The sequence below is a fragment of the Streptomyces sp. NRRL F-4489 genome, from assembly GCF_001509485.1.
In the GTDB taxonomy this organism is placed as follows: domain Bacteria; phylum Actinomycetota; class Actinomycetes; order Streptomycetales; family Streptomycetaceae; genus Streptomyces.
This window is the reverse complement of record NZ_LLZI01000276.1, coordinates 1-21,881: the sequence shown is the minus strand read 5'-3', so window position 1 is coordinate 21,881 and position 21,881 is coordinate 1. Positions and strand designations below refer to the sequence as shown.

Annotated in this window: 22 protein-coding genes; 7 read left to right on the top strand and 15 right to left on the bottom strand. The window is 75.0% G+C overall.

What is annotated here, in order from left to right; all coding sequences use genetic code 11:
* Positions 1-199: 199 nt before the first annotated feature.
* Positions 200-634: a DUF6314 family protein gene (locus tag ADL22_RS30285; RefSeq protein WP_066987280.1), complete on the top strand. Its 435-nt coding sequence runs from the start codon at positions 200-202 to the stop codon at positions 632-634.
* 19 nt (positions 635-653) lie between these two features.
* On the opposite strand, the gene ADL22_RS30280 is transcribed toward ADL22_RS30285, so the two are convergent.
* Both ADL22_RS30280 and ADL22_RS30275 read right to left on the bottom strand, forming a co-directional pair.
* The gene (locus ADL22_RS30280) at positions 654-1,556 is read right to left on the bottom strand and encodes a class I SAM-dependent methyltransferase (RefSeq protein ID WP_079064538.1); all 903 of its coding nucleotides are present in this window, start codon (positions 1,554-1,556) and stop codon (positions 654-656) included.
* A gap of 9 nt (positions 1,557-1,565) precedes the next feature.
* Positions 1,566-2,327 carry an ATP-binding cassette domain-containing protein gene (locus tag ADL22_RS30275; protein WP_066987067.1) on the bottom strand — a complete coding sequence of 254 codons (762 nt, stop codon included), beginning with the start codon at positions 2,325-2,327 and terminating at the stop codon, positions 1,566-1,568.
* Positions 2,328-2,538: 211 nt separating this feature from the next.
* Here ADL22_RS30275 and ADL22_RS30270 point away from each other — a divergent pair, with 211 nt between their 5' ends.
* Positions 2,539-3,357, top strand: coding sequence for an SAM-dependent methyltransferase (locus ADL22_RS30270; protein ID WP_066987064.1), 819 nt, complete (start codon positions 2,539-2,541; stop codon positions 3,355-3,357).
* A 46-nt stretch (positions 3,358-3,403) separates the two neighbouring features.
* Here ADL22_RS30270 and ADL22_RS30265 read toward each other — a convergent pair whose 3' ends face one another.
* Both ADL22_RS30265 and ADL22_RS30260 read right to left on the bottom strand, forming a co-directional pair.
* Entirely contained in the window at positions 3,404-4,312 is a 909-nt protein-coding gene (locus ADL22_RS30265; RefSeq protein WP_066987061.1) for a helix-turn-helix domain-containing protein, read from the bottom strand.
* A gap of 116 nt (positions 4,313-4,428) precedes the next feature.
* Positions 4,429-4,662: a DUF397 domain-containing protein gene (locus tag ADL22_RS30260; RefSeq protein WP_066987274.1), complete on the bottom strand. Its 234-nt coding sequence runs from the start codon at positions 4,660-4,662 to the stop codon at positions 4,429-4,431.
* Between the two features lie 223 nt (positions 4,663-4,885).
* On the opposite strand from ADL22_RS30260, the gene ADL22_RS30255 reads away from it, so the two are divergent.
* Both ADL22_RS30255 and ADL22_RS30250 read left to right on the top strand, forming a co-directional pair.
* Positions 4,886-5,410, top strand: a complete 525-nt coding sequence (locus tag ADL22_RS30255) for an ATP-binding protein (RefSeq protein ID WP_066987058.1) — start codon at positions 4,886-4,888, stop codon at positions 5,408-5,410.
* 37 nt (positions 5,411-5,447) lie between these two features.
* On the top strand, positions 5,448-6,353 hold the full coding sequence (locus ADL22_RS30250; protein ID WP_066987055.1) for a LysR family transcriptional regulator: 906 nt from the start codon (positions 5,448-5,450) through the stop codon (positions 6,351-6,353).
* Positions 6,354-6,368: 15 nt separating this feature from the next.
* On the opposite strand, the gene meaB is transcribed toward ADL22_RS30250, so the two are convergent.
* From meaB to ADL22_RS30235, 3 genes are read right to left on the bottom strand one after another with little or no spacing between them, the layout of a single operon-like run.
* Positions 6,369-7,382: a methylmalonyl Co-A mutase-associated GTPase MeaB gene (gene meaB / locus ADL22_RS30245; protein ID WP_066987052.1), complete on the bottom strand. Its 1,014-nt coding sequence runs from the start codon at positions 7,380-7,382 to the stop codon at positions 6,369-6,371.
* Positions 7,383-7,393: 11 nt separating this feature from the next.
* Positions 7,394-9,616, bottom strand: a complete 2,223-nt coding sequence (gene scpA, locus ADL22_RS30240) for a methylmalonyl-CoA mutase (protein WP_066987049.1) — start codon at positions 9,614-9,616, stop codon at positions 7,394-7,396.
* The gene (locus tag ADL22_RS30235) at positions 9,613-11,499 is read right to left on the bottom strand and encodes a methylmalonyl-CoA mutase subunit beta (RefSeq protein WP_066987046.1); all 1,887 of its coding nucleotides are present in this window, start codon (positions 11,497-11,499) and stop codon (positions 9,613-9,615) included. Before ADL22_RS30235 ends, scpA begins: the two co-directional genes overlap by 4 nt.
* A gap of 184 nt (positions 11,500-11,683) precedes the next feature.
* Between ADL22_RS30235 and ADL22_RS30230 the strand changes: the two genes are divergently transcribed.
* Positions 11,684-12,985: a DUF4185 domain-containing protein gene (locus ADL22_RS30230; protein WP_066987043.1), complete on the top strand. Its 1,302-nt coding sequence runs from the start codon at positions 11,684-11,686 to the stop codon at positions 12,983-12,985.
* A 50-nt stretch (positions 12,986-13,035) separates the two neighbouring features.
* Here ADL22_RS30230 and ADL22_RS30225 read toward each other — a convergent pair whose 3' ends face one another.
* The 4 genes from ADL22_RS30225 to ADL22_RS30210 form a co-directional block, all read right to left on the bottom strand.
* A complete protein-coding gene (locus ADL22_RS30225; RefSeq protein ID WP_066987040.1) occupies positions 13,036-13,437 on the bottom strand; it encodes a DUF1992 domain-containing protein in 402 nt (133 codons plus the stop codon).
* Between the two features lie 127 nt (positions 13,438-13,564).
* Positions 13,565-14,230 carry a GerMN domain-containing protein gene (locus ADL22_RS30220; protein ID WP_066987036.1) on the bottom strand — a complete coding sequence of 222 codons (666 nt, stop codon included), beginning with the start codon at positions 14,228-14,230 and terminating at the stop codon, positions 13,565-13,567.
* Positions 14,227-15,834, bottom strand: coding sequence for a sensor histidine kinase (locus tag ADL22_RS30215; protein ID WP_066987033.1), 1,608 nt, complete (start codon positions 15,832-15,834; stop codon positions 14,227-14,229). Before ADL22_RS30215 ends, ADL22_RS30220 begins: the two co-directional genes overlap by 4 nt.
* Entirely contained in the window at positions 15,831-16,535 is a 705-nt protein-coding gene (locus ADL22_RS30210) for a response regulator transcription factor (protein WP_066987030.1), read from the bottom strand. The genes ADL22_RS30215 and ADL22_RS30210 overlap by 4 nt, the downstream gene beginning before the upstream one ends.
* Before the next feature lie 155 nt (positions 16,536-16,690).
* Here ADL22_RS30210 and ADL22_RS30205 point away from each other — a divergent pair, with 155 nt between their 5' ends.
* The gene (locus tag ADL22_RS30205; RefSeq protein WP_066987025.1) at positions 16,691-17,473 is read left to right on the top strand and encodes a polysaccharide deacetylase family protein; all 783 of its coding nucleotides are present in this window, start codon (positions 16,691-16,693) and stop codon (positions 17,471-17,473) included.
* A gap of 148 nt (positions 17,474-17,621) precedes the next feature.
* Here the strand turns inward: ADL22_RS30205 and ADL22_RS30200 are convergent, their stop codons facing one another.
* The 3 genes from ADL22_RS30200 to ADL22_RS30190 form a co-directional block, all read right to left on the bottom strand.
* Positions 17,622-18,032, bottom strand: coding sequence for an SsgA family sporulation/cell division regulator (locus ADL22_RS30200; RefSeq protein WP_066987022.1), 411 nt, complete (start codon positions 18,030-18,032; stop codon positions 17,622-17,624).
* A gap of 103 nt (positions 18,033-18,135) precedes the next feature.
* On the bottom strand, positions 18,136-19,764 hold the full coding sequence (locus ADL22_RS30195; RefSeq protein ID WP_066987019.1) for a PH domain-containing protein: 1,629 nt from the start codon (positions 19,762-19,764) through the stop codon (positions 18,136-18,138).
* A complete protein-coding gene (locus ADL22_RS30190; protein ID WP_066987016.1) occupies positions 19,761-20,279 on the bottom strand; it encodes a PH domain-containing protein in 519 nt (172 codons plus the stop codon). The genes ADL22_RS30195 and ADL22_RS30190 overlap by 4 nt, the downstream gene beginning before the upstream one ends.
* Before the next feature lie 302 nt (positions 20,280-20,581).
* On the opposite strand from ADL22_RS30190, the gene ADL22_RS30185 reads away from it, so the two are divergent.
* Positions 20,582-21,223, top strand: coding sequence for a TetR/AcrR family transcriptional regulator (locus tag ADL22_RS30185; protein WP_066987013.1), 642 nt, complete (start codon positions 20,582-20,584; stop codon positions 21,221-21,223).
* A gap of 51 nt (positions 21,224-21,274) precedes the next feature.
* Here the strand turns inward: ADL22_RS30185 and ADL22_RS30180 are convergent, their stop codons facing one another.
* Positions 21,275-21,781 carry a MarR family winged helix-turn-helix transcriptional regulator gene (locus tag ADL22_RS30180; RefSeq protein ID WP_066987010.1) on the bottom strand — a complete coding sequence of 169 codons (507 nt, stop codon included), beginning with the start codon at positions 21,779-21,781 and terminating at the stop codon, positions 21,275-21,277.
* Between the last annotated feature and the right edge of the window lie 100 nt (positions 21,782-21,881).

Here is a 21,881-nt window from a genome sequence, read left to right as displayed (position 1 = left end):
CGCGGTCCGGTCCGGGCCGGGGACGGGCGGCGCGGCCGTACGGGCGGCCGGGCGCGGTGGTCCCCCTCGGTGGTGAGGCCGGTACCGAGCGTAAGGCGGGCGCACCCGGACCGCACGGTGCGCGGCCGGGGCGCCGCCGGGCCGGACCGCCGGTGGGGCCGATGGGGTGACCGCCCGCCGCCGCGGCGAGAATGGGGCCATGTACGCCGTCGCCGACACCGCCGCCTACCTCACCGGCCGCTGGCACATCGAGCGCGCCGTCCACGACCTGCGGACCGGCACGGAGGGCAGCTTCCGCGGCACCGCCGAGATCCGCCCGGACGGCCCCGGCGGGACCCTGGTCCACCTCGAGGAGGGCGAGCTGACCTGGCAGGGCACCGTCCACCCGGCGACCCGCACACTGCGGATCGGCCCCCGCCCGGACGGCACCGCCGCGGTCACGTTCGCCGACGGCCGCCCCTTCCACGATCTCGACCTGCGCACCGGCCGCTGGACCGCCCACCACCCCTGCGCCGCCGACCGCTACGAGGGCACCTTCACCGCGCTGAATGCGGACCGCTGGCACCTGCGGTGGCGGGTCACCGGCCCGGCCAAGGACCAGCTGCTCCGCTCGGTCTACCGCCGCGCCCGCTGACCCCGGGGCCGAGGCCGCGCTACGGCTTGACCGCCTTCAGCGCGTACAGCATCGGCAGGATCGGTTCGGCGTCCGGCAGCCGCCACCAGCCGTGGCCGTCCGGCACCATCGACGCGAACCGCGGCCACGGCAGCGACGCGACCTCCCGCAGCGTGCGCACCGCGAGCCCGGCCCCGACCACCGCGTTCACCACCTCGCCGATGCCGTGCCGCCACTCGTAGCTCGTCGTGGCGCCGGCCAGCGGCGGACCGTCGGTGTACGTCGTCGGGGTGTCGCTGCGCAGCGCGCCCCGGCCCGCGAGGTAGTCGTGGCGGAGCAGCAGCGGCGGGGTGTCCGGGTCCGCGGGCGGGGTGGGGCCGAGGGCGTTCAGCAGCGGGTGGAACTCCACCAGGTAGAACGTGCCGCCGGGCCGCAGCAGTCCGGCGACCGTGCGGGCCCAGGCGGCCAGGTCGGGGAGGTAGCACACCGCGCCCTTGCCGGTGTAGATCACGTCGAAGCGGCGGTCGCCGAGCGCCTCCCGCGCGCGGTAGACGTCGGACCGGACGAACTCCAGCTCCCGGCCGGTCCGTTCGGCGATCCGCCGGGCCTGCGCGACCGCCTCGGCGGAGAAGTCCAGGCCCACCGCCCGCGCGCCCCGGTCGGCGAACGCCGCGGTCTCGGTGCCCAGATGGCACTGGAGGTGCAGGACGTCGCGGTCCGCCAGCTCGCCGAGGTCGTCCCATTCGAACGGTGCGAACCAGTCGTCGGGGCGCCGGGACCCGTCCAGGCCGTAGAACGCGCTGGCCGCGTGCACCGGGGTGCGGGCGTCCCAGTTGGCCTCGTTGGCGCGCACCATCTCCGCGGTGTCCGGGAGGCCGGACGCGGTGGCGGCGGACGGCTTCGACGGCGCCTGCCCGGGGGACTCGCTCTGCTCTGTGGTCATGGTCCTCTTCTACCGGCCCGCGCCGCGTCCGCACCAGGCCGCGGCCCCGGCCCGCCCGTTACCGGCCACCGGGCCCGCCCCGGCCGCCGGCCACTCGGCGGTCAGCCGGCCCCCGGCGAGCACCACCCGGCGGCCCGCGCACCGGAGCAGCTCCTCGTCGCCGGTGGCCAGGACGCAGGTCAGCCGCCGCTCGCCGCACACCCGGGCCAGCAGCGCCGCGAACTCCGCCCGCCCGTCCGGCGGCAGGCCCGCGGTCGGCCGGTCCGCGAGCAGCACGGTGGGCCGGGTGACCAGCGCCCGGGCCAGCGCCGCGCGCCGCCGCGCGGAGGCGGGCAGGCGCCCCGGCGGCACCTCGCCCGCCCAGGCCAGTCCGACCTCGGCCAGCGCCGCCCCGGCCAGCTCCCGGCGGTCGGCGGGCCGCAGCCCCAGCGGGACCAGCGCGGCGGCCACCCACTGCCGCGCCGTCGCCCCGGCGGCCGGGCCGGTGGCGCCGCCGTCCGCACCGCCCAGCAGGCCGATCGCGTCGCCGCGCAGCCGGCCGAGCCGGGACGCGGTGAGGGTGGCCAGATCCGTGCCGTCGAGCAGCACCCGGCCCCGGGTCGGGCGCTCCAGCCCGCCCAGGATCCGCAGCAGCGTGGACGTGCCCGCACCGGGCCGCCCCCGCACGGCCAGCACCGTGCCGTCCGGTACGTAGAGGTCGACGCCGTCCAGGACCCGGACCACGTCACCGCCGCGCCGGTAGTGCTTCTCCACGCCGGTCAGGTGGTACACGCGCGCTCTCCTCCGGGCCGTCCGCCGCGGCCCCGCCCGCCAGCGTAGAAACGCCGGGTGACCGGAGTGTGAGCGGACGGTGAGAGCCGGATGAGAAGGCCGCCCGGCCCGCTCGCGCCCGGCCCGACTGCCGCCGCCAGCAGGGCAGTTGGCGCCCGCGCCCGGCGGACGTACGGTTACCGGCACCGCAATCCGACGGGAAGAGTGGGGAATGAGCCAAGAAATCCGGCCGCTGTCCGGCGCCGTTGACGTGAGCATCCCGAGCGTGGCCCGGATGTACGACTACTACCTCGGCGGCAAGGACAACTACGCGGTGGACCGCACCGCCTGCGAGGAGCTGAGCAAGGTCGTGCCCAGTACGCAGGTGCTGGCCATCAACAACCGGCGGTTCCTGCGCCGGGCGGTGCGCTGGCTGGCGCAGGAGCGCGGCATCCGGCAGTTCCTCGACCACGGCTCCGGCCTGCCCACCCAGGACAACGTCCACGAGGTAGCCCAGCGGGTCGACCCCCGCTCCCGGGTCGTCTACATCGACAACGACCCGATCGTGCTGGCCCACGGCCGGGCGCTGCTGGAGGAGAACGACAACACCGCGGTCATCCAGGCCGATATGCGGGACACCGACGGTATCTTCGCCAGCCCGGAGGTCCGCCGCCTGATCGACCCGGACGAGCCGACCGCGGCGCTGTTCGTCTCGGTGCTGCACTGCATCCCGGACGCCGACGATCCGGCCGGACTGGTCCGCCGGGTGGCCGAACGGCTCGCGCCAGGCAGCTTTCTGGTGGTGTGTCAGCTGGTGAGCGAGGACGCCGCCACTCGGGATTTCGTCACCGAGTTCATGCGGGTCAGCACCCAGGGGAACTGGGGCCGGGTGCGCCAGGCGCATGAACTCCGGTCGTTTCTCGACGGGTTGGAGATCGAGGAACCGGGCCTGGTGGAGGTCTCCACCTGGCGGCCGGACCCGGCGGACGCCGGTCCCCGGCAGCTCACGCTGGAGTGGATCGAGTACGGGGGAGTGGCCCGCAAGCCGTAGCGGACGCCGGGGCCGGGCGGGCGGAAGCCGGGGCCGGCCCGGTCGTTCAGCCCGCCCGCCCCAGCAGCCGTTCCAGCATCGCCAGCGACTCCCGCGGCGACTCGGCCTGTGCCGAGAGCCGGTCCATCACCGCCAGGTAGTGGTCGACGTCATCGCGCTTGTCCAGATAGAGCGCGCTGGTCAGCTGCTCCAGATAGACGATGTCGGGCAGGTCCGGCTCCAGGAACCGCAGGATGGTGACCGGCCCGCCCGCCGCGGCGAGCCCGCCGAGCGCGAACGGCGCGACCTGGAGCGTGACGTTCGGCAGCCGCGCCATCGCCAGCAGATGCCGCACCTGCCCGGCCATCACCTCGGGACCGCCCAGCGGCCGCCGCAGGCACGCCTCGTCGAGGATGGCCCACAGCCGGGGCGCGTCCGGGAGGGTCAGCAGCCGCTGCCGCTCCACCCGCAGCGCGACCCGCTGCTCGGTCTCCTCCGGGGTCGCGCCCGGGTGGCCCAGCAGCGCCACCGCCCGCGCGTACTCCGCGGTCTGCAACAGCCCCGGGACGAACTGCACTTCATAGGTGCGGATCACCGACGCGGCCGACTCCAGCCCGAGGTGGGTCTCGAACCAGCTGGGCAGGACATCGCCGTACTGGTGCCACCAGCCGGGCGTGCCGGTGCGGCGGGCCAGTGCGAGGAAGGTGTCCCGGGCGGTCGCCTCGGTGACGCCGTAGAGCGTCAGCAGATCCGCGACATCGCGCTCCTTGCAGCTCACCCGGCCCAGCTCCAGACGGCTGATCTTGGCGTGCGAGGCGCGGATGGCGTCCCCGGCCGCCTCGCGGGTGATACCGGCGGCCTCCCGCAGCCGGCGCAGCTGGGTGCCCAGCACGATGCGCAGCACGGTGGGGCCGCCGCGCGGCTGGTCGAGATAGCGGCGCAGGGACGGTTCGCTGCTCGGCTGCGCGGCGCTCATGCGTAACTCCCCTGAGTGGTCGGGCGAATGCCCAGTGTCCCCGTGCGGGGTCACTCCTGCGCCGACTATCCGGCCGACATATGACGCCGTACGGCCTTGCCGGAAGCGGCAGTTGGTCAGTCGCGGGCGAACAGATCGTCGAATTCGCCGTCCCTGGCGCCCTGGACGAAGGCCGCCATCGCGGCCCGCGGATAGATCAGCGCGGGGCCCGCCGGGTGCCGGGAATTGCGCACCGCGACCTCTCCGTCCGGAAGAACTGCCAGCTCAACGCAGTTGCCGCTGGGGTTGCTGCGGCGGCTCTTGCGCCAGATCGCGCCCTCCAGGGCGTCGGCCGGCATGCCGTTGGTCATCGTCTCGCTCACCACTGCTCCTCTGTTGCGGGGGTGTGCTCGGGACCGGGCCGGGCCGCGACCAGCTTGGCGTGATCCCGACCCTGGGGGGCCGTCCGTGTCGATGTAATTGCAGATGCACTTGCAGCGTCGGACGGCCGACGAGGATATTAGCCCTCCGGGGCGGCCCCGCCCAGACCGTCCCCGACGCGCCCACCCCCGTATGCCCCTTCGCGGAGACGTGATGACCACACACCCGGCACAGTCCGAGCACGACACCCTCCGGGACGAGCGGCCGCCGGCGGCCGCGACGGGCCGGGAGACGTGGTGGATGCCGGGACCCGACGGTTTCGCCGCCTGCGCCCTCAGCGGCTCGGCCCGCACCGTCGCCGAGGCCCGCCGCTTCACCCGCGCCACCCTCGACGGCTGGCGGATGTGCCCCCGCCTGGCCGACACCGCCGTCCTGATCGTCTCCGAACTCGTCACCAACGCCCTCCGGCACGGCGCCGCGGCCCCCGCCGGGCCCGCCGGCCCGCCCGCCGCCGGCCGCTTCTGCCACGCCTGGCTGGCCCTGACCCGCCAGGACCGCGGAGTGCTGTGCGCGGTCTCCGACGGCGGCACCCGCGCCCCCGTCCTCCGCCCGGCCGGCGAACTCGCCGAGTCCGGCCGCGGACTCCAGCTCGTCAACCGCCTCAGCGACTCCTGGGGCTGGACCCCGCCCGACCACTCCGGCAAAACCGTGTGGGCTACGGTGATGGCGCGCGGCTGACCGGCCGCGGGAGCCGACCGCCGGGGGACGGGAGCCGATGGACCTGCTGTCGCTGCGCTACTTCCGCGAGGTCGCCCGCCGGGAGCACATCAGCCGGGCCGCCGAGGAACTCCGCGTCGCCCAGCCCTCGGTGAGCCGCACCATCGCCCGCCTGGAGGCCGAGCTGGGCGTCCCGCTCTTCGACCGGCAGGGCCGCGCCATCCGGCTCAACCGCTACGGCGCCGCGTTCCTCCGCCGGGTCGAGCGGGCGCTGGACGAACTCGACGACGGGCGGCGGGAGCTGGCCGACGCGGCCGGGCTCGACCAGGGCAGCCTGGCGGTCGCCGCGGAGACCCTGCTGCCGCTCGCCGGACTGCTCGGCGACTACCGCACCGCCCACCCCGGCGTCGCCGTCCGCCTCCACCAGTCCACCCCCGACGCCATGCTCGACCAGCTCCGGGCGCGCGAGGTGGACTACTGCGTCGCCTCCCAGCCGCTGGCCGCGCCCGGCCTCGACACCGTCCGGCTGCGGCGCGAGGAGGTCCAGCTCGTCGTCCCGGCCGGCCACCGGCTGGCCGGCCGGGAGCGGGTCGCGGTCACCGACCTGCTCGCCGAACCGTTCATCACCACCCGCCCCGGGCACTGGCAACGCGCCCTGCTGGACCGGCTGTTCGCGCCGACCGGGCAGCGGCCGGTGATCTCCTGCGAGGGCGACGAGCCGGGCGTCACGCTCTTCCTCATCCGGGCCGGCATCGGCGTGGGCCTGGCGCCCACCATCGCCCGCGAGGCCACCGCCAACGAACCGATCGCCTGGGTACGGATCGACGCGCCCGGCTGCCACCGCACCCTCAGCCTCGTCCGGCGCGCCGACAGCTATCTGTCACCGGCCGCCGCACGCTTCCGGGACCTGGCCCTGGCGCACTTCGCGGCCGGCGGCGGCGCCGTACCGGACCGGCTCGGCTGACGGGCGCGGTACGGCTCAGTCCGCCGGCCCGCTCCCCGGCCCGTCGCCCGCGCCGAACGCCGACAGCAGCCGCTCCGCCGCCAGCGTCGCGGTGATCTCGCCCGCCCGTACCGCCTGTTCGACCTCCGGGCCCAGCCGGCGGACCTCCGGATGCTCCTGGAGGCGGTCCATCAGCCGCTCCCGGACCATCGACCACGTCCACTCCACCTGCTGGGCGCGCCGCCGCTCGGCCAGCGCGCCCCGCGACTCCAGCAGCGCCCGGTGCTGCTCGACCCGCTCCCACACCGCCTTCAGCCCCGTGCCCTCGCGGGCGCTGCAGGTCAGCACCGGCGGCGTCCACACCGCGTCCGCGGGCTGCAGCAGCCGCAGCGCACCGGCCAGTTCGCGCGCCGCCGACCGGGCGTCCTTCTCGTGCGGCCCGTCGGCCTTGTTGACCGACACCAGGTCCGCCAGCTCCAGGACGCCCTTCTTGATGCCCTGGAGCTGGTCGCCGGTACGGGCCAGGGTCAGCAGCAGGAACGTGTCGACCATGTTGGCGACCGCGGTCTCCGACTGGCCGACGCCGACCGTCTCGACCAGCACCACGTCGTAGCCGGCCGCCTCCATCACCACGATCGACTCCCGGGTCGCCCGCGCCACCCCGCCCAGCGTCCCCGACGTGGGGGAGGGGCGGACGAACGCCGCCGGGTCCGTCGCCAGCCGCTCCATCCGGGTCTTGTCGCCCAGGATCGAACCACCGGTCCGGCTCGACGACGGATCGACGGCCAGCACCGCCACCCGGTGCCCCAGCCCCGTCAGCAGCGAGCCCAGCGCGTCGATGAAGGTCGACTTGCCGACCCCCGGCACCCCGCTGATCCCCACCCGCCGGGCCGCCCCCGCGTACGGCAGCAGCCGCACCAGCAACTCCTGGGCCGCCGCCCGGTGGTCGGCGCGGGTGGACTCGACCAGCGTGACCGCGCGGGCGATCCAGGCCCGGGAACCGGCCCGCACCCCCTCGGCGTACCGGTCCACATCGATCGTCGCAGGCATGCCCCTCCGCCCTACAGCTCGTGGCCCAGCGCCGCCGCCAGATCCCGCACCAGGTCGTGGGCGGCCTCCGGGATGACCGTACCGGGCAGGAACACCGCCGCCGCGCCCATGTCCCGCAGCGGCTGCACGTCCTGCGGCGGGATCACCCCGCCGACGACGACGGTGATGTCGTCCCGGTCCTCCGCCGCCAGCGCCTCCCGCAGCGCCGGCACCAGCGTCAGGTGCCCGGCCGCCAGCGACGACACCCCGACGATGTGCACATCCGCCTCGACCGCCTGGCGGGCCACCTCGGCCGGGGTCTGGAACAGCGGGCCGACGTCCACGTCGAACCCGAGGTCGGCGAAGGCCGTGGCGATCACCTTCTGGCCGCGGTCGTGGCCGTCCTGGCCCATCTTGGCCACCAGGATGCGCGGCCGGCGCCCCTCGGCCCGCTCGAACGCGGCCACCAGCTCCCGGGTGCGCTCGACCCCCGACGCGGGGCCCGCTTCGTCTCGGTACACACCCGAGATGGTACGGATCTGGCCCGAGTGGCGGCCGTAGACCTCCTCCAGGGCGTCCGAGATCTCCCCGACCGTCGCCATCGCCCGCGCCGCGTCCACCGCCAGCGCCAGCAGATTGCCCTCAAGTCCCGGGCCCGGCGCGGACTTCGCGGCCTCGGTCAGCGCCCGCAGCGCCCGCCGGCAGGCGTCCTCGTCCCGCTCCGCCCGCAGCCGCTTGAGCTTCTCGATCTGCTGCGCCCGCACCGCGGAGTTGTCGACCTTGAGGACCTCGATCTCCTCGTCGGTCTCCACCCGGTACTTGTTGACGCCGATCAGCGCCTGCCGCCCCGAGTCGATCCGCGCCTGCGTCCGCGCCGCCGCCTCCTCGACCCGCAGCTTCGGGATGCCCGCGTCGATCGCCTTGGCCATCCCGCCGGCCGCCTCGACCTCCTCGATGTGCGCCCACGCCCGCCGCGCCAGATCGTGGGTCAGCCGCTCCACGTACGCGCTGCCGCCCCACGGGTCGATCACCCGGCAGGTGCCCGACTCCTGCTGGAGGAAGAGCTGGGTGTTGCGGGCGATCCGCGCCGAGAAGTCGGTGGGCAGCGCCAGCGCCTCGTCCAGCGCGTTGGTGTGCAGCGACTGGGTGTGGCCCTGGGTCGCGGCCATCGCCTCCACACACGTGCGGGTGACGTTGTTGAAGACGTCCTGCGCGGTCAGCGACCAGCCCGAGGTCTGCGAATGGGTGCGCAGCGACAGCGACTTGGGGTTCTTCGGCTCGAACTTCGCCACCAGGCGCGCCCACAGCAGCCGCGCCGCCCGCAGCTTGGCGATCTCCATGAAGAAGTTCATGCCGATCGCCCAGAAGAACGACAGCCGCGGCGCGAACGCGTCCACGTCCATCCCCGCCGCGATGCCCGCCCGCAGGTACTCCACCCCGTCCGCGAGGGTGTACGCCAGCTCCAGATCGGCCGTCGCCCCGGCCTCCTGGATGTGGTAGCCGGAGATCGAGATGGAGTTGTAGCGCGGCATCTTCCGCGAGGTGTACGCGAAGATGTCGGAGATGATCCGCATCGAGGGCTGCGGCGGATAGATGTAGGTGTTGCGGACCATGAACTCCTTGAGGATGTCGTTCTGGATGGTCCCCGCCAGCTTCTCCGGCGGTACGCCCTGCTCCTCCGCCGCCACGATGTACAGCGCGAGAACGGGCAGCACCGCGCCGTTCATCGTCATCGACACCGTCATCCGGTCCAGCGGGATGCCCTCGAAGAGCTGCCGCATGTCGTAGATCGAGTCGATCGCCACGCCCGCCATGCCGACGTCACCGGTCACCCGCGGGTGGTCGCTGTCGTACCCGCGGTGCGTGGGCAGGTCGAACGCGACCGACAGGCCCTTCTGGCCGGCCGCCAGATTGCGCCGGTAGAACGCGTTGGACTCCTCCGCCGTCGAGAAGCCCGCGTACTGCCGCACCGTCCACGGCTGGTTGACGTACATCGTCGGATACGGGCCGCGCAGATACGGCGCGATGCCCGGATACGTGCCCAGGAAGTCCAGGCCGTCGAGATCGTCCGCGGTGTACAGCGGCTTGACGTCGATGCCCTCCGGCGTCTCCCACGTCAGGTCCGCGACGCTCTTGCCCGTCGCCTGCTGGACCGCCTCCGCCCACCGGCCGCCGTCGGCCGGCCCGGACGGTTCGCCCAGCTCCACCGTGCTGAAGTCCGGGATGGGGCCGGACCGCGGTGCCGTTTCCTTCATGCCGCCACCTCCGTGACATCCAGGGCCGAGGAGAGCACCCCGACCGCGTCGCAGCCGGCGAACACGAACGTGTCCACCCCGGCCGCCGCGAACTCCGCCCGGCGCTCGCCCGGCCGGCCCGCCAGATACACCCGTACCGCGCCCGCCGCCTTCAGCGCCGCGGCCACCTCCGCCGCCTGCTCGGCGTAGACCGCGTCGCTCGCGCACAGGCAGGCGATCCGCGCGCCGCTCGCCGCGAACGCCGCGGCCGCGGTCTCGGCCGTCACCTGCTCGGCCACCGTCTCGATCCCGCCCGCCTGGAAGAGGTTGGCGGCGAACGCCACCCGCGCGGTGTGCGCCGCGACCGGCCCCAGCGCGGCCAGGAACGCCGACGGGCGCGCCCCGCGGGCCGCCAGCAGCGCGTCGGAACGGGCCCGCAGCGCCTCGAACGCGTCGTCCCGCCGCACCCGCGGCAGCCCCCCGCCGGCCGGCTCCGGCGCCGGCTCGCGCTCCAGCGGCGCCTCCGCCAGCCGCGGGAACTCACTGACACCGGTGATCGGTTCGCGCCGGTGCGCCAGATCCTCGCTGCGCCGCCGCCAGGTCTGTGCCAGCCGGTCGCCGATCATCCCCGACCGCAGCGCGGCCGCCTGGCCGCCCGCCGCCTCGATCTCCTGGAAGAACGCCCAGCCCGCGCGGGCCAGTTCGGCGGTCAGCGACTCGACGTACCACGAGCCGCCCGCCGGGTCGATCACCTTCGCCAGCTGCGACTCCTCCAGCAGCACCGCCTGGGTGTTCCGGGCGATCCGGCGGGCGAACGCGTCCGGCAGGCCCAGCGCCGTGTCGAACGGCAGCACCGTCACCGCGTCCGCGCCGCCCAGCCCCGCCGACAGCGCCGCCACCGTCGTCCGCAGCATGTTCACCCACGGATCCCGGCGCGCCATCATCACCGTGGACGTCACCGCGTGCTGGGACTGCCCGGCCGCGGCCGGCGACGCCCCGCACACCTCCGCCACCCGGGCCCACAGCCGCCGCGCCGCGCGCAGCTTGGCGATGGTCACGAACTGGTCGGCGGTCGCGGCGTAGCGGAACTCCAGCTGCCGGCACGCCGCGTCGACGCCCAGCCCCTGGCCGTCCGCGGTCAGCTCCCGCAGATACGCCACCGCCGTCGCCAGCGACGCGCCCAGCTCCTCGGCCGGCGAACCGCCCGCCTCGTGGTACGGCAGCGCGTCCACCACCACCGTGCGGATCCGCGGCGCCTGCTCCGCGACCCGGCCGGCCAGCCGCGCGGCCGCCGCCAGCCCGTCCGCCAGACCCCGGTCGTCGCCGGTGCGGGCCAGCACGCCCAGCGGGTCGGCGCCCAGCACCGCGGCCGCCTCGGACAACGCCACCCCGGACTCGCCGTACAGCCGCAGCAACTCCTCGGCCGCCGCCGGGAATTCCGCGCCCGCGTCCAGCACCACCGGCGCCAGGTCCAGATAGACACCGCGCAGCGCCTCGGCCAGGCCGGACACCGGCACCCCGCCGGCGCCGACGACCGGCCACACCGACGTGACGCCGTTCTCCAAGTCGGCGAGCAGCGCCTCGTTGACCCGGCGCGGGTCGGTGCCCTGGTGGCGCTGGCGGACGTCCCACCCGGACACCGCGGTGCCCTGCGGCCGGGACGCCCGGACGAACGGCGGGAAACCGGGCGGGCCCGGCAGGGGCGGCGCGTCCTCAGCCGTATAGAGCGGACGGACGCGGATACCGTCCTCCAGATCGGTGGCGAGCGCGTCCTCGGCGGCGTCGCCCGCGGCCTCGGACGCGCCGGATTTGCGCAGTACGCCTGCCACGAGACGCTGCCACTGCTCGCGGTCCGCCGCCGGAAACGCGGCGGCCAGGGGGAGTTCGGGGGACTCGGCGGTCATGGCAGCAGGCTAGGCGAACGTCCGTTAGCCGGAGCAGGGGCTCGGGCTGTGACCTTGCCCTCTTTGGCCCGCCACCCGATCACCACGTAGCCGGGCGAACCCGCACCGGACGGGCCGCCCGGCCGCTCCCGCACCCGCCCCGCCCGCCGCGTTACGGTGGCCCGGCACCCGACCGAGGAGCGGAATGCCGACCCCGCCGACCCTGCCGACTTCCCGTGCCACCCTCCCCGCCGCCCTGCTCGCCGTCGTCCTCCTCACCGTCGCCGCGGCCCTGTCCGTCCCGCCGCCGCACCCCGCCCCCGACGACCGCGCCGCCTGCACCGGCCAGGCCCCCGCCGGATGGTCCGCCGACCCCGGACCCACCGCCGCCTTCGCCCGCTACGGCGACGACAACACCCGTACGGACGACTGGACCGGCGGCGACGGCACCCACTCCGTACGGCTCCCGGACGGCCGGACCCTGTGGCTGTTCTCCGACACCTTCCTCGACCGCGTCCACCCGCCGCCCAACCCCCAAGGGCAGCCCTACCGCTGGCGCACCACCGCCACCGGCGCCACCCCCTACCTGCGCCACAACTCCCTCGTCGTGATGTCCCCGGCCGGCGTCCCGGAACGCACCCTGACCGGCGGCACCCCGGCCGCGCCCGGCCCCTTCTTCCCCGACCCGCCCGGCGGCGGCTGGCGCTGGCCGGTCCACGCGGCCGTCGAACTCCGCGCCCCCGGCTCCGCCGACCGGGTCGTCCGGGTCCTGCTGTGGAACCGCGTCCCCGGCACCGGCGCCTGGGCCTTCGGGAAGCCCCGCGGCACCGAGGTCGCCACCCTCTCGCTGCCCGGCCTCCACCTGGAGTCGATCACCCCGGTCGCCACGCAGCCCGCCGCCACCGATCCGGCGCGGCGGGTCCTCTACGGCACCGCGGCGGTCCGCGACGGCGCCTGGACGTACGTCTACGGCGGCGACGACCCGCCCGCCACCCCGGCGGACAGCGCCTACCTGGCCCGGGTCCCGGCCGGCCGGCTCGCGGACCCGGCGGCCTGGCGGTTCTGGGACGGCGCCCGCTGGCAGCCGGACGCCGGGCGGGCCGCGCCGGTGCTGCGCGGCGGCGGGCGGCGCGGCACCGGCAGCGCCTTCACCGTCGCCCGCGCGGGCGGCGCCTGGGTGCTGCTCACCATGGACACCCCGGCCGGCGGCGCCGCCGGCCTGCGGACGTTCACCGGCTACTGGTCCTGCGCGCCCCAGGGGCCGTGGCACGGCCCGGCCGGCCAGATCACCCCGCCGCGCCCGGCCGGCCCCGACCCGGCGCACATCGCGGTCTACAACCCGCAGTTCCACCCGGAGTTCACCACCGGCGCCGGACTCCTGGTCAGCTACGACGTCAACTGGCTCGGCCCGCCCGGCGCGCCCGCCGACCCGGTCGTCAACGGGGACGTGGAGCTGTACCGGCCGCGCTTCCTGCGGGTGCGCTTCGCGCCGGCGGCGGGGCGGTGAGGCGCCCGGTGGCGCGGTTCAACTCCCTTGCCATACAAGCTCGTTGAGGGTCACCCGCCGTGCCGCTCGCGCCACAGCCGGGCCTGCTCCTCGATGTCGTACGGGACGAGGTTGAGCGGCGGGCCCTCGGGCGGGGCGGCCAGCGCGGCCCGGATCCGCTCGTTGATCTCCGCCAGGACGCGGCGGAGCGCGGCCTCGCTCGGCGCGTCGGCGGCGGCCCGCAGGGCGTCCTCGGCCTCCTTGCGCAGCACCAGGCTCGGCGGGAGGAGGGAGAGGTCCTCGCGGTGCATCTTCTCCTTGATCCACCACATCTCGTCGTAGGGCCGGTCGAGGTGGGGGAGGGGCTTGCCGAAACCGGGGAGGTCCTCGAAGCCGCCGCGTTCGGCGGACTCGCGGATCTGCTTGTCCACCCAGCTCTCGAAGCTGACGCCGGGGGGTTTGCGTTCGGTCATCGTCGATCCTCCCGAGGGGCGCGAACGGACGGGCCTCGTGCCTTTCACCGTAGCGCGGCGGTACGGCCGGGCCCGGGGACGGCGGCGCGCCCCGGCCCGGCCCCGGCAACGGGCCGGACCCGGCCGGTCAGTCGCCCCCGCTGGTTCCGCCGGTCCCGCCGTTCCCGCCGCCCCCGCCGCCGGTGTCGCCCGGGCCGGTCGGGGTCGGCTGGACCAGCGGGAAGGCGTTGTTGCCGCCGCACACCATCGGGCCGACCCGCACCCCGTCGCCGATCAGGGTGACCGTGACCTGCCCGGGGGGCTTGTCGCCGGGGACGCGGGCGTTGGCGGCGGTGCACACCAGTTGGTTCAGCGACGCGGGGTCGAGCAGCTTGGCGTTCACCGGCAGGTTGATCACCACGCGGCCCGGCCCGGTGGTCGCGGTGAGCGGGGCCGGGAACTTCGGGAGCACGCTGGACAGGCCGCGCATCCGCTCGGCGTGGTTCGGGCCCTCGGCCAGCAGGTCGATCGCGGCCTGCGGGTCCAGCGGCTCCTTCGCCCGCCGGGTCGCCGGATGGAGCCCCTCCGGGCCGTAGAAGTACAGCTGCACGTCGGCGGGCGTCGGCTTGCCCGGGGCGCGCAGCCCGGACGCGGGCTCTCCGGCGTCGATCACATCGGTCGGCTCGATACCGCAGCCGGCCAGCGCCACGCCCAGTGCCACGGCCAGCGCACCGGCCAGCGCCGCCGGCGCGGCCAGCCGGGCCGTCGTCCGCCGGGCCGCCGTCCCTCGCTTGGTCGTCCGTCGGGTGGTCATCGGGCGTCCCCGTCCTTCCCGCCGTCCTGGGCACCGGCGTCCGAGGCACCGGTCTTCGGGGAGCGGCCGTCCCGGGCACCGGACCGCGGAGCGCCGCCGTCCCCGTTCCCGTCCCCGTCCCGCTCGCCCGGTTCCTCGCCGGCCGGCGCCTCCTCCTGCCGCAGCGGCAGCTCCACGGTGAACACCGCGCCGCCCTCGGGCGCGTTGGCGGCCCGCAGCGTACCGCCGTGCAGCCGGACGTTCTCCTGCGCGATGGCCAGCCCCAGCCCGCTGCCCTCGGACCGGGCGCGCGCCGAGTCCGCCTTGTAGAAGCGGTCGAAGACGTGCGGCAGCACCTCGGGGTCTATGCCCGGGCCGCTGTCGCGGATCTCGATCAGCAGCGTCGGATCGCCGGGCTCCGGCGCGTGCAGCACCACCCGGACCGGTTCGCCGCCGTGGTGCAGGGCGTTGCCGACGAGGTTGGCCACCACCACGTCCAGCCGGCGCGGATCGAGCCGGGCCCGAACACCGTCCGGCAGCTCCGCTTCGACCCGCTGCTGCCAGGCCCGGGCCTGCAGCGTCTTGCGGATGGTCTCCGCGACATCGACCTCGTAGAGATGGAGCGCGGCGGCGCCCGCGTCGAAGCGGGAGACCTCCATCAGGTCCTCCACCATCCGCGCCAGCTTCCCGGTCTCCTGACTGATCAGCCGCACCGCGGAGGCGGTGTCCGGGTCGAGCGAGTCGGCGTCCTCGTCCAGGACGTCGGTGACCGCGGTCATCGCGGCCAGCGGCGTCCGCAGCTCGTGCGAGACATCGGCCGCGAACCGCCGGGAGTTGGCCTCCATCCGGCGCAGCTCCGCCATGCTCTCCTCCAGCTTCGCCGCCATCTCGTTGAACGTCCGCGACAGGTCGGCGAGTTCGTCGGTGCCCTTGACCACCAGCCGGGTGTCCAGTTTGCCCTCGGCGATCCGCCCGGCGGCCTGCCGCAGCCCGCGCACCGGCCGCAGCACCCCGCGCGCCGCGATCAGCGGCAGGATCACCGCCAGCGCGAACGCCGGCAGCGCCCCGCCCCGCGCGGCCCGCACCAGCGCCTCCACATTGGCCTCCTCGGCCCGCAGCGGCAGCTGCGCGTAGACCGTCAGCGGGGACGCCCCGCCGTCGCTCTGCCGCACCGGCATGCCGATCAGCAGCCAGGGATCGCCGTCCCGGTCGATGCGCTGGAACGCCGGCACCCGGCGCTTCTCCACCGACGTCTTGAAGCCCGCCGGGACCACCACCTCGCGGCGCAGCCCGCCCTCGTCGCTGTCCGGCATGCCGTTGTAGTGCACCGAGATGTCCCAGTCCCGGGACTTGCCGGACCGCTCCAGCTGCACCCGGAAGAAGTCCAGGTCGGCCCGGGACGGCGGCACGGTCAGCTCCGGCGCCAGCGAATCGACCTGCGCCCGCAGGTCGTTGACGGCGGTGTCCTGGGAGCGCTGGAGGATCGCGTTCCGGGCCTCCCGGTACGTCAGTCCCGCGGTGGTCAGCGCGCTGACCGCGGCGACCAGCAGGAACGCCACCACGAGCCGGGCGCGCAGCCCGCGCACCGCGGAGACGCCCGGCACCAGGCGGCGCAGGCGCCTCACAGCGGCCCGAAGCGGTAACCGAAGCCGCGGACGGTCTGGACGTAGCGGGGGCTGCGCGGGGTGTCCTCTATCTTCGTCCGCAGCCGCATCACACAGGCGTCGACCAGCCGCGCGTCGCCGTGGTAGCTGTGCTCCCAGACGTGCTCCAGCAGCTGCTGGCGGCTGAAGACCTGGCCCGGCGTGGCGGACAGGAACAGCAGCAGCTTCATCTCGGACGGCGCCAGCGCCAGATCCTGGCCGCCCTTGCTGACCACCAGCCCGGCCCGGTCGATGGCCAGTTCGCCGTAGGTCTCCACCGGGGCGGGCCCCGGCTCGGCGGCCGGGGCCCCGTCGGCGGGCAGCGCGGTGCGCCGCAGCACCGCCCGGATCCGGGCCTCCAGCACCTCGCCGCGGGCCGGCTTGACGATGTAGTCGTCGGCGCCGGCCTCCAGCCCGAGGACCACGTCGAGGTCGTCGCCGCGCGCGGTGAGCATGATGATCGGCAGCTGCCGCTCGGCCCGGATCAGCCGGCAGATCTCGAAACCGTCCTTGCCGGGCAGCATCAGATCCAGCAGCACGATGTCCGGGCGGAAGGCCGGCAGCGCGGCCAGCCCCTCCTCGCCGCTGGCGGCGGCCGCGACGTCATGGCCCCGGCGCCGCAGCGCGAGGCAGACCCCGTCGCGGACGGCGGCGTCGTCCTCGATCAGCAGTACACGTGGCATGGGTCCAGTATCGATAAGTTTCATGATGGATCCGTAACAGGGGGATCCGGCTCGCGCTCGCGTGCATCTGTGGTGGTGGAACGGCGTCCGTGCGATGGGGCACAGCACGCCGCCGACAGGACACACCAGCACAGCACATGAGGGGCGGGAACGACATGGCACGGCGCTTCGGCAGGGGACGGCGCTTCGGGGTCGAGGGCGGGATCATCGGCGTGGCGACCGCGGCGGTGGCTTCACTGGCGGCGGTGGGGGCGTTCGCGCTCCTCCAGCCGAGCGCCGAGGCCGACACCGTCTCCGCGGCCCGGAAGTCGGCCCAGCCACCGCGCACCGCGCCCGTCGACCCGTCCATCGCGCACGCCTCGGACCGCCCCGGCCGCAGCCTGAACATCACCATCGACGACGGCCCGGACCCGGTCTGGACGCCGCGGGTGCTCGCGGTCCTGAAGGAGAACGGCGTCAAGGCGACCTTCTGCATGATCGGCCCGCAGGCCGCAGCCCACCCGGAGCTGGTCAAGAAGGTGGTGGCCGACGGGCACCGGCTGTGCGACCACACCGTCAGCCACAACACCGGCATGGACCACCGGCCGGAGAGCTACCAGGCCCGGCAGATCCTCGACGCGCAGAAGATGATCGAGGACGCGGCGGGCGGTGCCACGGTCGACTACTACCGGGCGCCCGGCGGCGCGTTCACCCCGTACAGCCGGAAGCTCGCCGCCGACCACGGGATGCGCCCGCTGGGCTGGAACGTCGACAGCAAGGACTTCGAGGGCGGCAGCGTCGCCGCGATCGACGCCAGGGTCCGCGCCGAACTCCGCAACGGCCCGACCGTCCTCTTCCACGACGGCGGCGGCAACCGCGCCCGCACCGTCGAAGCCCTGAAGCGGCTGCTGCCGTGGATGAAGCAGCAGGGCTACGGCTTCGGCTTCCCGGAGCGGTGAGGCGTCCCCGGGCGCCGCGCGGGGGCGGGGCGCCCGGGTCCGGGCCCGTGCCCTGTGGTGTGCGAGGCGCCCGGCCGGGCCCGTCCGGCGTCCGTGAGACGTCCGGCCGGGCCCGTTCGGTGTCCGTGGCGCGCCCGGCCGGTCCCGCTCACGCGGTCCCGAACAGCTCCGCCAGTCCGCGGTCCACGCCGAGGAACGTCTCTTCCTCCCCGGCCGGCACCGCCTCGTAGGAGCGGGCCAGGAAGCGCCGGACGTCCTCGGTCCGCAACTGCACCATGGCGATGCCCTCGTCGGCGTGGAACTCCATCACCGTCCGGTCCGGCCCCGACGGCCGCACCCGCACATCCCCCCGGCCCGCCGAGGTCCGCAGCCCCTCGGCCAGCAGATCGCGGGCGAACGCCCAGTCCACCGCCGCGCCGTCGAGGGAGATCTCCGGCGGGAACGTCATCCGCACCGCCAGCGGATCGGCCCGCTGGTAGTGCAGCACCGCCGGCACCGAGTGCCCGACCGACGTCGCGAGGAGTCGTACCTGAACGGCATGGTCGATGGCGGTGTGCATCGCGGCGGCTCCCTCACTGTCGGCCCCCGGTCACGGGGCAACGGTCGTCCTGTATGACGGTGTGTCCGGGCTCACCGTGCATCACGCCTAGGTGTGATCTGTGTCATGTCGAGGACGCCGGGCCGCCGCCGCGCTCCGGGCGGACGAGGAATTCGTCCAGGATGCCCGGAGTGACCGCCGCCGCGAAGCCGGGCGCCGCGCCCGCCGCGACATCCCGCACCCGGTACGCCTCCTCGCCCGCCGCCACCGCCGCGGTCAGTGTCACCAGCCCCGCCCGCCGGGTGAACGGCGAGGTGGTGAACGTCCACGCCCCGACCGCGTCCCGCCGCAGCGCCACGGTGTCCCGGCTGAACGTGCCCGCGCGGACGACCAGATGGGCCCCCGCGATACCGTGCCCCAGACTCCGGTACGCGTCCCGGGCCAGCCACCACACCACCGGCGCGGACACCACCGCGTAGATCCACGCGACGCGCAGCAGCACCGGCGTGAACGCGACCCCGAGACCCGCCGCCAGAGCGGTGCCCGGCAGCACCCCGTAGAGCAGTCCGCGCACCCGCCGGCGGCGGAGGGCGGCGCGGGGGTGGGGAGTCAGGCGGATGTGACCCAGGTCCTGATGGAGCGTCAGATTCGTGGTCGCGCGCGCCGGGGCCCGGTGGGACGGGCTCGCCGGGCCCGGACCGGGGTCCGGGAACGGCGTCCGCAGCGTCCCGCCGGCCACCCGGACCGCCTCCCGGCGCGGCGCCGGCGGCAGCAGCCCGCTGCGCTTGCGGTTTTCCTCCGCGGACCCCAGTCCGCCGGCCACCGCCCGTACGGTCGCCCCGCCGCCGGCCCGCAGCAGCAGCGGTTCGCGCAGCACCACCCCGCGCAGCCGGGCCCGCTCGATGGTCACCGACCGGGTGGTCAGCAGGCCCCGGCGCACCCGCAGGGTGCCCGCGTCGGACCACTCCAGGCGGTAGCCCCACCAGTTCTCGACGTAGAGCGCGACCGCGCCCACCGAGCCCAGCGCGATCACCGCCAGCAGCGCCGCCGGAACGGTCAGCCACAGCATCCCGTTGCCGAACTCCGCGAACGCCCGCCATACGAAACCGAGTTTCCACGGCTCGATGCCCATCTCGTGCAGCGCCCGGTACGCCGAACCGCCCGCCGCGAACACCCCGCCGATCACCCAGAAGGTCAGCGGCGCGTACCGCAGCCACCGCCAGCTGATCCGCGCCAGCACCGGGTCCTCGGCCGCCGCGCCGGTGTCCGCGCGGGCCAGCAGCTCGGCCCGCAGCCGCTCCCCCTCGGCCACCGGGAGCGCCTCCAGCGACAGTTCACCGGCGGCCGGACCGGAACCGGCCGTACCGGCCCGCAGCACCGTGACGCCCAGCAGCCGGTGCAGCGGCGAGGCGGTCAGATCGACGGTACGGATCCGGTGCAGCGGTACGCTCCGCAGCCGCCGGGTCAGCAGTCCGCTGCGGACGTCCAGCGTCTCGCCGGTGACCCGGAAGTCCGTCCGCGCCCACCGGATCAGCCCGGCCGCGGTCATCAGGGCGAACGCGGCGGCGATCCCGGCGAGGGTGAACCACGCCCCGGTGGTGATCCGGCCCCCGGTGGCCAGCGCGGTCAGCGCCAGCGATCCGAGCGGCGCCCCCAGCCAGCCGCAGTGCACCAGCAGCGTGCGCGGACTCAGCCGGCGCCACTCCGGGGCGGGGGCTGCTGATGTGTCGGGAACGGTGGGAGTGGTGCTCATGTGGCATCACCCGGCACGTCCTGCGCGACCTCGCCGATCCGCCGGGACAGCTCCTCGGCGTCCGCCTCGGACAGGCCGACGATCTTGATGTCGCCGGCGGTTGAGGCGGTGGTGACGGTCACCGTCGCCAGCCCGAACCGCCGCTGCACCGGCCCCCGCAGGGTGTCCACGGTCTGCACCCGGGACAGCGGCGCGATCCGCCGCCGCTGCCAGAACCAGCCGCCCGCCGCGTAGACCGCCCGCTCGCCCAGCTCCCAGGCGTGCACCGCGTACCGCATCCGCGGCATCACCACGAGATAGCCCACCGCCGGCAGCACCAGGACGACCAGCAGCAGCGGCCCCAGCCACGGCAGCGCCCCCGGGAAGAAGAGCGCCGACAGCGCCCCCAGCGCCACCGCCGTCAGCAGCATCGGGCCGCTGACCGCCAGCAGTGCCTGCGCCCGCCACCAGCTGCGGGCGCGCGGATCGACGCGGTGGCGCGGCGGCCGGAGAAGTGGTGCGGAGTGGTCGGGCATGCGGTCCCCCTGGGGTGATACGTCGTGATATGTGACGTCGGCGCGTCGCGTGGGCGAATCACGTTGGCCAGGCATGCGGTACGTCACTTGGTACGTCACTCGGCAAGGCGCTTGGCAAGTCATTCGTATTGCGTCCCGTACGTTATAACGGTACGAGCGACTTGTAAAAGCTGGCTGGTGGGTGGCCGGACACCGGGTAAGGACGCCGCATCGGGGGTCCGGGGTGAGTCCGGCGGAGAACCGGCACGGATCCGGCGGGATCCGGCATGGATTCGTGGAACCCGGCAACGAAAGGAACCCCCGTGCCCAAGAAGGTGGATCACGAAGCCCGGCGCCAGGAGATCTCCGCGGCGCTCTGGCGGCTCGCGAACACCCGGGGCGTGGACGGCGTCAGCCTGCGCGACGTCGCCGCCGAGGCCGGCGTCTCGCTCGGCCGCGTCCAGCACTACTTCCGCAGCAAGGACGACCTGCTGCTGTACGCCCTCCGGATCATCAACGAGCTGGCCACCGAACGCATCCGGGAGCGCATCGAGGCCCTGGACGCCGAACCGACCCCGCGCATCATCCTCCGCGCCTGCTGCGCCGCCCTGCTGCCGCTCGACGCCGAGAGCCGCGCCGGTCTGCTGGTCAGCGCCGCCTACTACTCCCGCGCCGTGCACGACCCGGCCCTCGGCGCCGAGGCCCGCGACGGCATCCCCAAGCTCCGCGACTTCTACGCCGACCAGCTGCGGCAGGCCGCCGAACGCGGCGAGATCCCGCCGGAACGCGCCACCGAGGACGAGGCCATGCTGCTGATCAGCCTCACCGACGGCCTCGCCTCGTACGCCCTGCTCGGGGTGCACAGTCCTGAGCAGGCCCTCGCACTGCTGGACCGCCACTTGGCCGGGCTCTTCGGTCCGGAGGAGGGGGAGGGCCCGGCGGAGGGCGGTGGGCGTCCGGGGTGAGTTGGCGGGGCGGGGGCGGGGCGCGGTCGTCGTGCTGCGGCCCGCCGGCCCTCAGTCCATCAGGCTCGCCAGCCGCCCCTCCAGCACCACCAGCAACTCGCTGAGCGCCGTGGACAGTTCCTCCTGCCGCTCCTCGCCGATGCCCTCCAGCAGCGCGGCCTCGTAGCGCAACTGCTCGGGCAGCAGCCGGTCGATGACCTCGCGGCCCTCCCCGGTGAGCGAGAGGTGGGCCACCCGCCGGTCCCGGTCGTCCGGCCGGCGGCTGATCAGCCCGCGCGCCTCCAGCTGCCGTACGCGTTTGGTGACCGCCGCGCCGGACGCGAAGGTCTCCCGCGCCACCCGGCCCGGCGTCAGCTCGCGGTCCATCCGGCGCAGCGTGCCGAGGATGTCGAACTCGGGGCGGGTCAGGCCCGCCCGCCGCAGCGGCGCGTCGGCGGCCTGCTGGAGCAGCGCGGAACAGCGGTTGAGCCGCCCGATCACCGCCATCGGGCCGGTGTCCAGCCCCGGGTGCACCTGCTGCCACTGCCGCAGCACCCCCGCGACGATGTCCTCGGTCACCCGCACTCTCCTCTCGGCCCATCCATCCGGCCGGCGTTCCGGTCCCCTGCCGGATCTCTCATTGTGCCTGTACGTGGGCGGGGGCTGGGCCACGTCGGGG